This is a genomic window from Ruegeria pomeroyi DSS-3 (genome assembly GCF_000011965.2).
Lineage (GTDB): Bacteria > Pseudomonadota > Alphaproteobacteria > Rhodobacterales > Rhodobacteraceae > Ruegeria_B > Ruegeria_B pomeroyi.
Genome location: NC_003911.12, coordinates 4,017,501 through 4,029,217 on the forward strand (window position 1 = coordinate 4,017,501; position 11,717 = coordinate 4,029,217).

The window sequence follows — 11,717 nt, forward strand, 5'->3', positions numbered from 1 at the left end:
GCCGGGTCAGGGTGCGCCGGCTCATGCCCAGCGCCTGCGCCGCATCCGACAGGGAACAACCGACCCAATCGGAGCGGAACAGAAAGGCGCGTACCCGCAGCGACTGGCTGTGCTCGTGATAGCTGGTAAAGATCCAGTCACGCGGGGCCCGCGCCAGAAAGGCATCCATCTCGGCGCTGCTGCGCGCCTGTGGCGGCGACAGCTGTGCCGGATCAAAGGACAGGCCCGAGGCCGAGGCGCCGAAATGCACCGGCGCAGGAAAGATAACCGAATAATCCTGGGCAAAACCGGGGCGCTCGAAGGCGAAATGCACCGCCCGCACCGGGACCTCGTGCCCGGCCAGCCAGGACAGCAGCCCATGCGCCAGTTTCAGGATCAGCATGTGACCAAAGCGCTGCACCGGGCCATCGCCCAGGGGCAGCAGCACCAGGTCGATCTGCGCGACGCCGGTGTGCAGCTCGAACTGAAAATCGTCCAGCAGCAGGTTCCAGAAGGTCGAGAACCGGTGCAGCGCAGAAGGGAGCGAGCCGCTTTCCCGGACCGTGGCCAGCAGATGCTGCAGGGCGCGATGGCGGATCGGGCGGCTCCACAATCCGGTCATCTCGTCGCCGGTCTCGACAGCGGCGATCTTATAAAGCCGAACGATCTGGTCCAGCGTCACCCGCGCGCCGGGCTGGTCGTGGATCGCCCCCAGCCCCGACCGGTCCAGAAACCCGGCCATCTCGGCCTTGGCGCAACAGCGGCGCAGCGCCGACAGCCAATCCTCGATAAACGGCTGCGACACGGTTGCCAGACTGGCGGTATCCGGTCTGCGCATGGTCCGGGCCCCTCATTGGTTTGGCGCGAATGGAAAGGAATTTGTCTCACAATGACGTTGATCGCAAGTTTCGGCTCCTCTAGCTGGCACATTGAAACAGGAATGGAGATTTGGGAATGACCTATCAGGCGCCGGTCCGTGACATCATGTTCGCCATCGAACACCTTTCGCAATGGCCCCAAGTCGAGGCGCTGCAAACCTATTCCGAGATCGAACTGGACGATGCCCGCGCCGCGCTGGAGGAATTCGGCCGTTTCTGCGGCGAGATGATCGCCCCCCTGTCCACCATCGGCGATACCGAAGGCGCCCGGCTGGAAAATGGGCGCGTCGTCCTGCCCGAGGGCTACAAGACCGCCTATGACCAGTTCGTCGATATGGGGTGGCAAAGCCTCAGTCACCCGGCCGAACATGGCGGCATGGGCCTGCCCAAGGTTGTTGGCGCCGCCGCGACCGAAATCGTCAACAGCGCCGATATGAGCTTTGGCCTCTGCCCGTTGTTGACCAACGGCGCCATCGACGCGCTGTCGATCACCGGGTCCGATGCGCAAAAGGCCTTCTATCTGGACAAGCTGATCACCGGGCGCTGGTCGGGCACCATGAACCTGACCGAGCCGCAGGCGGGCAGCGACCTCAGCCGCGTGCGCTGCACGGCGGTGCCGCAGGATGACGGCACCTATGCGATCAGCGGCACCAAGATCTTCATCACCTTCGGCGAACATGACCTGTCGGAAAACATCGTGCATCTGGTGCTGGCCCGCACCCCCGACGCACCCGAAGGGGTGCGCGGGCTGAGCCTGTTCGTGGTGCCCAAGCTGCTTGCGGGCGAGGGCGGCGAAACCTCGCAGCGCAATACGCTGGGCTGCGTCAGCCTGGAACACAAGCTGGGCGTGCGCGCCAGCCCGACCGCGGTGATGGAATATGACAATGCCACCGGCTATCTGGTGGGCGAGGAAAACAGCGGCCTGCGCTACATGTTCATCATGATGACCTCGGCCCGCTATGCGGTGGGTGTGCAGGGTGTGGCGATTGCCGAACGCGCCTATCAGCATGCGCTGTCCTATGCCCGTGACCGGATACAAAGCCGACCCGTAGACGGCTCGGCCCAGGACGCGGTGCCGATCATCCAGCACCCCGATGTCCGCCGGATGCTGCTCAGGATGCGCGCGCTGACCGAAGGCGGGCGGGCGCTTGCCATCGCCACGGGCGGCTGGCTCGACCTGGCCGAACATGGGCCCGAAGAGGCCCGCGCCGAGGCGCAATCAATGGCCGAATTCCTTGTGCCGCTGGTCAAGGGGTTCTGCACCGAGCGCGCGGTCGAGGTCGCCTCGCTAGGTGTCCAGATCCACGGCGGCATGGGTTTCATCGAGGAAACCGGCGTGGCCCAGTTCTATCGCGATGCCCGCATCCTGCCGATCTACGAGGGCACCACCGCCATTCAGGCCAATGACCTGTTGGGTCGCAAGGTGCTGCGCGATGGCGGTCGCACCGCCCGCCGCTTTGCCGAGATGATCGCCGCAACCGAGGGTGAGCTGTCCAAGGGTGGCGCGGCGGCGCAACGGATCGCCCAGCGCCTGGCCGAAGCGCGCGCGGCCTTTGCCGCCGGCCTCGACCATCTGCTGGCAACCGCCGGGCAGGACCCCAACCGCGCCTATGCCGGCAGCGTGCCCTTCCTGATGCTGACCGGCAATCTGGCCACAGGCTGGCAGCTTGGCCTGTCGGCGCTGGCCGCCGAGGCCGAGCTGGCCAAGGGCGGCGATGCCGAGTTCCTGCAGGCCAAGATCGCAACCGCCGACATCTTTGCCCAGCAGGTGCTGGTCGAATGTTCGGCCGAGCACAGCCGCATCACCGATACCGGCGACAGCCTGCTGACCGCATCGCTCTGAGAGCGCAGCCAACAGGGGGCCCGCATCCCGGGCCCGACCCCAATCGAAAGGAAAAGCCCGTGACCCAGGATGTAACCTCCGGCTACAGCAATCTCGACCTTGATCTGCGCGACAATGGCGTCTGCGTTGTGACTCTGAACCGCCCGGACAAGCGCAACGCGCTGGATGTCGCCACCATCGAGGAACTCGTCACCTTCTTCAGCACCGCCCATCGCAAGGGCGTGCGCGCCGTGGTGCTGACCGGCGCGGGTGATCATTTCTGCGCCGGCCTTGACCTGGTCGAACACTGGAAGGCCGACCGCAGCGCGGATGATTTCATGCATGTCTGCCTGCGCTGGCACGAGGCGTTCAACAAGATGGAATATGGCGGTGTGCCGATCATCGCCGCGCTTCGGGGCGCGGTTGTCGGCGGCGGTCTGGAACTGGCCAGCGCCGCCCACCTCCGGGTCATGGACCAGAGCACCTATTTCGCCCTGCCCGAAGGCCAGCGCGGCATCTTCACCGGGGGCGGCGCCACCATCCGCGTGTCGGACATGATCGGCAAATACCGGATGATCGACATGATCCTGACCGGTCGTGTCTATCAGGGGCAAGAGGCCGCCGATCTGGGCCTGGCGCAATACATCACCGAAGGATCCAGCTTTGACAAGGCGATGGAGCTGGCCGACAAGATCGCCAGCAACCTGCCGCTGACCAACTTCGCCATCTGTTCGGCCATCAGCCACATGCAGAACATGTCGGGTCTGGACGCCGCCTATGCCGAGGCCTTTGTCGGCGGCATCGTCAACACCCAGCCCGCCGCCCGCGAACGGCTCGAGGCCTTCGCCAACAAGACCGCAGCGCGCGTGCGCCCCAACAGCTGAAACCAGCCGCCCTTGCACACAGGCGCGCTTGCAAGGGCGGCCCAAGCCGCCTACATCTGCGCCCCATGGCAAAGAAGATCTCAGACCCCAATTACAAGGTGATCGCCGAAAACCGGCGGGCACGGTTCGATTACGCGATCGAGTCCGATCTCGAATGCGGCATCATGCTCGAAGGGTCCGAGGTCAAGGCGCTGCGCGGCGGTGGCAGCAATATCGCCGACAGTTATGCCGCCGTGGAAAATGGCGAGCTGTGGCTGGTGAACGCCTATATCCCACCCTATGAACAGGCCAAGATGTTCAAGCACGAGGAACGGCGGCGGCGCAAGCTGCTGGTCTCGCGCAAGGAACTGGCCAATCTGTGGAACGCAACCCAGCGCAAGGGCATGACGCTGGTGCCGCTGGTGCTCTATTTCAACCACAAGGGCATCGCCAAGATGAAGCTTGGCATCGCCAAGGGCAAAAAGATCCACGACAAGCGCGAGACCGAGGCCAAGCGCGACTGGAACCGCCAGAAACAGCGCCTGCTGAAAGACAACGCCTGACCCCTGCGCAGGCAAAAGCGCAGCCGCTTCTTTCTGGTCACAAATACTCCCGCCGGAGGCGTCCGACATTGCCGCCTGGCGGCTGCGCCGACAGGTCAGTCCGGCCTGACCACACGGATCAGCTTGCGCTCCAGCACCCGCAGCACCGAAGTCAGATCCTGCCCCCGTTTCAGCACCTGCCCGTCCATGCCGACCACCGCGTACATCCCTTGCCGGTTGCGCAGGCGCGGACGTTTTTCGATCCGGTAAAGCGGGTGTTCGGCGGTACGGCGAAAGACAGAAAACACCGCCATGTCGCTCAGCATCGAAATACCGTAGTCGCGCCATTCGCCAGCGGCGACCATGCGCCCGTAAAGGCCCAGGATGACAGCCATTTCGCGCCTGTCAAAGGCAACCTGCGTCGGGGCCTGACCGGCGGAGAACGGGCTGGGAGGCGACATGTTCATGCCCCCAGCTTGCCGGAAATCGCGGGCAAATCAAGCCTGTCGCGACACAGTTCCTCGCGATTGCGGTGGCCCGGCCACGTCGCGGCGATGCGCATCGGGCACCCAGTCGGCGGTCTCGCGGTTCCAGAACCGGTTCGGATTACCCTCGTCCACGCCCCGGATATGGTTGGTCCGCAACGCCGGCAGCACCAGGATCACCGGCTCTTCGTAGGGGTGGACGCGATAGATCGCGTGCAGCACCGGATCAAGCCGCCCGGCATCCCCCGACAGAAAGAACGAAAGCTCCAGACAGGGCACGCTCACCGCATCGTCGGTAGGCGTATTGGCGCCGCCGGGCAGCGAGCGGAAGTGCTGTTGCCCCGGTGCGGCAAAGGTCACCCGGTCATAATCACCCCAGATCAGCGGGTCTTCGGCGATCACCGCCGCGATCACTCGCGGGCAATCCGGCTCGGGCACCTGCACCAGCACCCGCCAGCCGGTCTGGGTCGTGAAACGTTCCGAGGTCAGTTCTGGTAGCATTGCCCACCCTCCCATCTGATACCGAGGATCTGCCGCAGCGCTACCGCGCCAGCAGGTGTCACTTCCAATCCGCGCTCGCCGCGAACGCGTCGCAGCCAATTGGCCGACAGCGCGTGCGACAGCACCTCGCGTCCGACCGGTCCGGCCACATGTGGCAACCGCTCGGTCCAGTCGAGACAGGGCCGCGCCAGCGGCGCGCGCCCGGTCAGCGTCACCCCCAGTTTGGCCCAGCGTTCGGAAGGAACGACCCGGTATTGCGCCCCATCCCGAGCCAGATCGCCCAACTCCAGCAACGCCTGGGCGATGGCCACCCCAAGCCGTCCGGCAAGATGGTCATAACAGCTGCGCGCCTCCAGCATCTTCAGCCGGGCGCCCTTGCGCTGTTGCACACGATAGAGGTGATCGCTGGGCGCCAGCGCCGAGAGGGTTTCCAACGCCTCGGCCACGTCCGGCCCGGCAATGCTGTGATACAGGCACCGCCCGCTGCGGGTGGCCCGGATCAGCCCCGCCTCCTCCAACCGGCGCAGATGCGCGGTGGCGGTCTGCGGGGTGACACCGGCGGCGCTGGCCAGTTCCTTGTTGGTATAGGCGCGGCCGTCCATCAGCTCGCACAGCATCCGCGCGCGGCTGGAATCGGCAAGGGCGGCGCCCAGGATATCGAGGCGTGGGGTCAGGGTCATGGGGGCAGCCTAACCGCAAGCCTGGCGGTACAGACAGCAAAAACACTTCGCCGATGGGCTGAGCGTTTTCTTACTCCTTAACGGCACGGTAACCCGCCTGCCCGATGCTTGGCCTGCCAATGCGAGACCGAAGAAAGGGCGGCCCAGGTGACCCGACCGACCCAGACCAATGCGATGCGCCGCGCCGGCGGGCGGTGGCGGCTGATCGCCCTGTTTCTGGTCTGTCTGCCTGTGCTCTCGGGTCTGCCGCCCCTGCGCGCCGATGAACCGGTGGTGCGGGACGAGGCGGTGCTGGCGCGTCAGGCCACCATGCGTCAGGCCAAGGCCGCGCTGGGGGTGTTGATGGACATGATCGCCCAGCGCCGCCGCTTTGACCGGGCGACCGCACGCGCGGCACAGGCGCAGCTGGTGGACGTGCTCGACACGCTGCCCGAAATGTTCGGAGATCCCTATATGGATCGTCACAGCCGGGCCCGCAGCCTGATCTGGCAGGACTGGGGCCAGTTCTCGGCCGCCGCCGATGCTGCCGCGCGCGCCGCGCGCGATGTGAGGCCGAACCGCCTGCCCACGCTGCGCCGCAGCCTGCCGGATCTGATGGCCACCTGCCTGGCCTGCCACCGCCGCTTTCGCCGTGAACGCTAACGGCCTTGCTGCGCTGAAAAAGACGGTTCACCCCCCGCCGGGCACAGGATAGAAGGCAGCCAAAGCAATTTGCCGGAGTCCGAATATGAACGCCCCCAAACCCGTCGTCCTGTGTATTCTCGATGGCTGGGGCCTGTCCGACGACAAGACGGCAAACGCACCCTATCTGGCAAAGACCCCGACATTCGACGCGATCATGACCAAGGGGCCGCACGCCCGGCTGATCACGCACGGGCCCGACGTTGGTTTGCCCAGCGGCCAGATGGGCAATTCCGAAGTGGGGCACACCAATATCGGCGCGGGCCGGGTTGTCGCCATGGACCTTGGCCAGATCGACCTGGCGATCGAGGATGGGTCGTTCTTTGACAATGCTGCGCTGCGGGACTTCATCGCCAGGACCAGGGCCGCTGGCGGCACCGCGCATCTGATGGGACTGGTCTCGGATGGCGGCGTGCATGGTCATCTCAATCATATCATCGCCGCCGCGCAGGCGATCACAAATGCCGGTGTGCCGGTGGTCATGCATGCCATCACAGACGGGCGCGACGTCGCCCCGAAATCGGCCTATGGCTTCATGGCCGAGTTGGAGGACCGCCTGCCCAAGGGCGCCCGCATCGTCACCGTCACCGGGCGCTATTTCGCGCTGGACCGCGACAATCGCTGGGAACGCGTGCAAGAGGCCTATGACGCCATGGTCAGGGGCGAGGGGCGACGGGTCAGCACTGCCCATTCGGCCATCGACTATGCCTATAACCAGTCCGAGAGCGACGAGTTCATCACTGCCTCGGTCCTGACCGGCTATGATGGCATGCGCGATGGCGACAGCCTGTTCTGCCTCAACTTCCGCGCCGACCGCGCGCGCGAGATCCTGCGCGCCATCGGCGAGCCGGGCTTTGCCGATTTCGACACCGGTGCCCGCCCCGCCCTGTCGGCGCTGCTGGGCATGGTCGAATATTCGGACGCTCACAATGCCTATATGACCACCGTCTTTCCCAAGCGTGACATCGTCAACACGCTGGGCGCCTGGGTCGCCCGGCACGGGTTGCGCCAGTTCCGCCTGGCCGAGACCGAGAAATACCCGCATGTCACCTTCTTCCTCAATGGCGGCAAGGAAGAGGCAGAGCCGGGCGAAGACCGCTTCATGCCGAAATCGCCCAAGGTGGCGACCTATGACATGCAGCCCGAGATGAGTGCGCCCGAGGTGACCGACAAATTCGTCGAGGCAATCGGCGCGGGTTATGACCTGATCGTTACCAATTACGCCAACCCCGACATGGTCGGCCATACCGGCGACCTGAAGGCCGCCATCAAGGCCTGCGAGGCGGTGGATCAGGGTCTGTCCCGGGTCATCGCCGCGCTGGAACAGGCCGGCGGCGCCATGATCGTCACCGCCGATCACGGCAATTGCGAGATGATGATCGACCCCGAAACCGGCGGCCCCCATACCGCACACACGCTGAACCCGGTGCCGGTTGCGCTGGTCGGTGGCCCGGCGGGCGTGACCCTGCGCGACGGGCGGCTCAGTGATCTGGCCCCCACCGTGCTGGCGCTGATGGGCCTGCCGAAACCGCCCGAAATGACCGGAGAGAGCCTGATCACATGATCCGCCACGCCGCGCTTTTCCTGGCTCTGACACTCTGGTCCGGCACGGCCCGGGCCGAAAGCGACCCTGCCGAGGCAGCGCAGGCGGCGGCGCGGATGCTCGAAGAGGCCTCGGTCGCGCTGAGCGAGGCGGAAAGCGCGCGTGACCGGGTACGCGCGCTGACCGGCACCGTGCAGGCCTACGAGGCAGGGCTGGCCGCCATGCGCGACGGGCTGCGCCGTGCCTCGGTCCGCGAAGGGCAGCTGGCCACCGAACTGCGCGCCCGCGAGGGTGAGGTGGCGCAGCTTCTCGGCGTGCTTCAGACCATCGAAACCGCACCGCCGCCGGTGCTGATGCTGCACCCGTCCGGCCCGCTGGGCGCGGCTCGTTCGGCCATGACACTGGCCGAGATGACACCCGCGTTGCAGGCTCGCGCCAATGCGTTGGGGCGCGATCTGAACGAGGTGCGGACCCTGCGTACCCTGCAACAGAACGCTGCCCGCACCCTGCAAGAAGGGTTGACCGGCATCCAGCAGGCACGGGCCGAGCTGAGCCAGGCCATCGCCAACCGAACCGATCTGCCGCGCCGGTTCACCGAGGACCCGGTGCGCACCGCCATCCTGGTTTCATCGACCGAGACGCTGCAAGGGTTCGCCAGCGGCCTGTCCGAGATCGCCGAGGGCGAGATCGCCGCCTCGTCGGCGGATATCTCGGACCTGAAGGGCAGTCTGCCCCTGCCGGTGCAGGGGGTGTTGCTGCGCCGCTCGGGCCAGGCGGATGCCGCCGGCATCGCGCGGTCTGGCATCATCGTGGCGACCCGGCCGCGGGCGCTGGTGGCCTCGCCTACCGCCGCGACCATCCGCTATCGGGGTCCGTTGCTCGATCTGGGCAATGTGGTGATCCTGGAACCGCAGCCCGATCTGCTGATCGTGCTGTCCGGCCTGCAAGAGGTCTATGGCGCCGCGGGCGAAGTGATTCCGGCGGGCACGCCTGTTGGCCTTATGGGCGGCGCAGCGCAGGAAATCGGCGCGATTCTGTCAACAAGCGGTGATGGCTCTGGTACAGAGCGGTCAGAAACGCTCTATATAGAGGTCAGAGAGGGCGACAGCCCGGTGGACCCGGAAACGTGGTTCCAAACCGACAAGGATGGATAGACGAGCATGAAGAAAGTCGTTTTGGCCGGGCTGGCCGGGACCCTGGCAGGGATCATCGCCACAACCCAGATCGCCGGACCGCTGGTTGCGCAAGAGGCAAAGGCAAATTCCAACGTCTACGAACAGCTCGACCTGTTCGGCGATATTTTCGAGCGCATCCGAGCGCAATATGTCGAAGAGGTCGACGCGGGCGAACTGATCGAGGCAGCCATCGACGGCATGCTCACCTCGCTGGACCCGCATTCCAGCTATCTCTCCCCCGATGACGCGGCGCAGATGCGGGTGCAGACCCGGGGCGAATTCGGCGGGCTGGGGATCGAGGTCACCCAGGAAGAGGGCTTCGTCAAGGTGGTCTCGCCCATCGACGGCACCCCAGCCGACGAGGCCGGGATCGAGGCAGGCGATTTCATTACCCATGTCGATGGCGAAAGCGTTCTGGGCCTGACCCTGGACAAGGCGGTCGACCTGATGCGCGGCCCGGTGGGCAGCGAGATCGTGATCACCGTGGTACGCGAAGGCGAGGACGAGCCGTTTGACGTGTCGATCATCCGCGACACCATCAAGCTGACCGCCGTGCGCGCCCGGACCGAAGGCACCAGCGTGGTGCTGCGCGTGACCACCTTCAACGACCAGACCTATTCCAACCTCGAAGACGGGCTGGCCAAACAGGTCGAGGCCGCCGGCGGTATCGACAAGATCAACGGCTTTGTGCTGGACCTGCGCAACAATCCCGGCGGCTTGCTGACCCAGGCAATCAAGGTCTCGGACGCGTTCCTGGACAGCGGCGAGATCGTGTCGACACGCGGCCGCAACCCCGAGGACGGCGAGCGGTTCAACGCAACGCTGGGCGACCTGGCCCAGGGCAAGCCGGTCGTGGTGCTGATCAATGGCGGCTCGGCCTCGGCCTCGGAAATCGTCGCCGGCGCCCTGCAGGATCACCGCCGCGCCATCGTGGTGGGCACCAAGAGCTTCGGCAAAGGATCGGTTCAGACGGTGATGCCGCTGCGCGGTGACGGTGCCATGCGCCTGACCACCGCGCGTTACTACACGCCCTCGGGCCGCTCGATCCAGGCGCTGGGTGTCAGCCCCGATATCGTGGTCGAACAGCCGCGCCGCCGCCCCGAAGCCGAGGAAGAGCGGGTCACGCCGCGTTCGCGCTCCGAGGCCGATCTGCGCGGACGCCTGAACAATGACAGCCTGAGCGAGGACGAGATCCGCCAGATCGAGGAAGACCGCGCCAAGGCCGAGGCCACCGCCGAACTGCGGCAAGAGGATTACCAGCTGGCCTATGCCATCGACATCCTCAAGGGCCTGTCCGCCTTCGCACCGGCCGACTGACACGACCGGACAAAGAAACTTGGCCGCATCGCCACCCGGCGGTGCGGCCATTTGCTGTCAGGCGCGCACCAAACGCGCAGCCGAGTTTCGGATTCAGCTTGTTTCCAGGCAATGCCGGCGAAAGGCGCGTTTCAGCATGTCCAGTTCGGCGCGCAGCAATTCCACCTCGGCCCGCAGATCGTCGGGAACGGATTCGCCCGCGATCAGGGTAAAATCACCCAGCTTGGTCTCGGTCTCGCCATCGACGATCAGAAAGGTCTGCACCCCGTCTGCAATGGCATAATCCGGCACCGGGATGGTCAGGGTCCAGAAGCTGCTGTCGGTGCCTTCCACCAGCTCCACATCCGGCACCGGCTGATCCAGATGGGTGACCCGGATATCGGGCCGTTTGCCGGTTGTGGGCGCGCCGGTCAGCCGCCCTTCCCATGCGCCGTTGCGCAGCCGGATCTTGGTCAGGGTCAGGTCGCTCATTCTGTCACCTCTCACAGGGCCGCGCGCCGATGGCGGCAGAATGTCAGGTCGCGCAGAATGACCTGGTTCATCTCGGGCGCTTCAAAGATCAGATCCAGCCAGATTTTCTCGATCCGTTTCTCGTTCAGTCGCGAATAGGCCAGATCGAATTCCACCATCACATCCTGTTCATGCAGCGGCAACTCGCGCACGATCTGTTCGGTATTGGGACCGTGGCGGATGTTGAGACGGGCAAAGATCTCCAGCGGCTTCTCGCTTTCGATGATGGTATCGACCCGCAGCAGATGGGCACGGGTCATCCCCTCGGCCGCGGTCTCGGGCAGGTCGATCACCAGCGACAGGAACGAGCCGTCGAACTTGAACACATCCATGCGCAACCCATAGGGCGCCAGGTCGGCCTCACGCAGGTTGCGCAGCTGGCGCAGCGTCAGCTCGGAGAACTCGCAGTCGTGAAACAGCGTCACTTCGCCGCCCAGGGTCGACCGGGTCGGAACCGAGGACAGGCCCGGCGAGGCCAGTGGCCCGCGCCACAATTCGGGCCGCCACGACCAGTCGGTTCCATGCGGCTTTGGAAAGAAGGACGAGCCGATGAGTGGCAGCGCCAACCGTCCGTCGGCCACGTTGATCAGCCGGTCCAGATGGGTGCGCAGATCGCGCGCCCGGTTGCGTTGCCCCCGCAGCTCGGACAGGGGTGTCGACAGCGCATTGCGGGCGGCCCGGCGCCAGCGCCGCATCTCTCGCAAATGAAACAATCTGTCCAGAACCCTGCCCATTCCCGTC

The 11,717-nt window shown here is 65.6% G+C and carries 13 protein-coding genes (1 of these 13 only partly in view); 7 read left to right on the plus strand and 6 right to left on the minus strand.

Going from position 1 to position 11,717, the window contains the following annotated elements; translation table 11 throughout:
• A protein-coding gene (locus SPO_RS19295) for a helix-turn-helix domain-containing protein (protein WP_011049475.1) crosses the window boundary here: on the minus strand, positions 1–817 show its 5' portion. Its footprint begins 215 nt before the window's first position; 817 of the gene's 1,032 nt are visible here — the first part of the coding sequence; it begins with the start codon at positions 815–817; its stop codon lies beyond the left edge, outside the window.
• Between the two features lie 116 nt (positions 818–933).
• Here SPO_RS19295 and dmdC point away from each other — a divergent pair, with 116 nt between their 5' ends.
• The 3 genes from dmdC to smpB all read left to right on the plus strand — a co-directional run bounded on the left by dmdC (position 934) and on the right by smpB (position 4,105).
• Positions 934–2,700 carry a 3-methylmercaptopropionyl-CoA dehydrogenase gene (gene dmdC / locus SPO_RS19300; protein ID WP_011049476.1) on the plus strand — a complete coding sequence of 589 codons (1,767 nt, stop codon included), beginning with the start codon at positions 934–936 and terminating at the stop codon, positions 2,698–2,700.
• Between the two features lie 59 nt (positions 2,701–2,759).
• Positions 2,760–3,563, plus strand: a complete 804-nt coding sequence (gene dmdD / locus SPO_RS19305; protein WP_011049477.1) for a methylthioacryloyl-CoA hydratase — start codon at positions 2,760–2,762, stop codon at positions 3,561–3,563.
• Positions 3,564–3,628: 65 nt separating this feature from the next.
• Complete coding sequence (gene smpB / locus SPO_RS19310; RefSeq protein ID WP_011049478.1) at positions 3,629–4,105, plus strand: SsrA-binding protein SmpB; 477 nt, start codon at positions 3,629–3,631, stop codon at positions 4,103–4,105.
• A 95-nt stretch (positions 4,106–4,200) separates the two neighbouring features.
• Here smpB and SPO_RS19315 read toward each other — a convergent pair whose 3' ends face one another.
• Genes SPO_RS19315 through SPO_RS23235 form a run of 3 tightly spaced genes read right to left on the minus strand, consistent with a single transcriptional unit; the run spans position 4,201 to position 5,750 of the window.
• Positions 4,201–4,551 carry a DUF2794 domain-containing protein gene (locus SPO_RS19315; RefSeq protein ID WP_011049479.1) on the minus strand — a complete coding sequence of 117 codons (351 nt, stop codon included), beginning with the start codon at positions 4,549–4,551 and terminating at the stop codon, positions 4,201–4,203.
• A 30-nt stretch (positions 4,552–4,581) separates the two neighbouring features.
• Positions 4,582–5,070, minus strand: coding sequence for a hypothetical protein (locus SPO_RS23230; RefSeq protein WP_051420410.1), 489 nt, complete (start codon positions 5,068–5,070; stop codon positions 4,582–4,584).
• Positions 5,055–5,750 (minus strand): ArsR/SmtB family transcription factor, encoded by a 696-nt coding sequence (locus SPO_RS23235; RefSeq protein ID WP_011049481.1) that lies wholly within the window; start codon positions 5,748–5,750, stop codon positions 5,055–5,057. Before SPO_RS23235 ends, SPO_RS23230 begins: the two co-directional genes overlap by 16 nt.
• A gap of 147 nt (positions 5,751–5,897) precedes the next feature.
• Here SPO_RS23235 and SPO_RS19330 point away from each other — a divergent pair, with 147 nt between their 5' ends.
• The 4 genes from SPO_RS19330 to SPO_RS19345 all read left to right on the plus strand — a co-directional run bounded on the left by SPO_RS19330 (position 5,898) and on the right by SPO_RS19345 (position 10,466).
• On the plus strand, positions 5,898–6,392 hold the full coding sequence (locus tag SPO_RS19330) for a c-type cytochrome (protein WP_144084036.1): 495 nt from the start codon (positions 5,898–5,900) through the stop codon (positions 6,390–6,392).
• An 85-nt stretch (positions 6,393–6,477) separates the two neighbouring features.
• Complete coding sequence (gene gpmI, locus SPO_RS19335; protein ID WP_011049482.1) at positions 6,478–7,995, plus strand: 2,3-bisphosphoglycerate-independent phosphoglycerate mutase; 1,518 nt, start codon at positions 6,478–6,480, stop codon at positions 7,993–7,995.
• Positions 7,992–9,128, plus strand: coding sequence for a murein hydrolase activator EnvC family protein (locus tag SPO_RS19340; protein ID WP_011049483.1), 1,137 nt, complete (start codon positions 7,992–7,994; stop codon positions 9,126–9,128). Before gpmI ends, SPO_RS19340 begins: the two co-directional genes overlap by 4 nt.
• A gap of 6 nt (positions 9,129–9,134) precedes the next feature.
• On the plus strand, positions 9,135–10,466 hold the full coding sequence (locus SPO_RS19345) for a S41 family peptidase (RefSeq protein WP_011049484.1): 1,332 nt from the start codon (positions 9,135–9,137) through the stop codon (positions 10,464–10,466).
• A 93-nt stretch (positions 10,467–10,559) separates the two neighbouring features.
• On the opposite strand, the gene SPO_RS19350 is transcribed toward SPO_RS19345, so the two are convergent.
• Positions 10,560–10,937 carry a hypothetical protein gene (locus SPO_RS19350; RefSeq protein WP_044028860.1) on the minus strand — a complete coding sequence of 126 codons (378 nt, stop codon included), beginning with the start codon at positions 10,935–10,937 and terminating at the stop codon, positions 10,560–10,562.
• Between the two features lie 11 nt (positions 10,938–10,948).
• The gene (locus SPO_RS19355; protein WP_011049486.1) at positions 10,949–11,710 is read right to left on the minus strand and encodes a DUF6478 family protein; all 762 of its coding nucleotides are present in this window, start codon (positions 11,708–11,710) and stop codon (positions 10,949–10,951) included.
• Positions 11,711–11,717 lie beyond the last annotated feature (7 nt).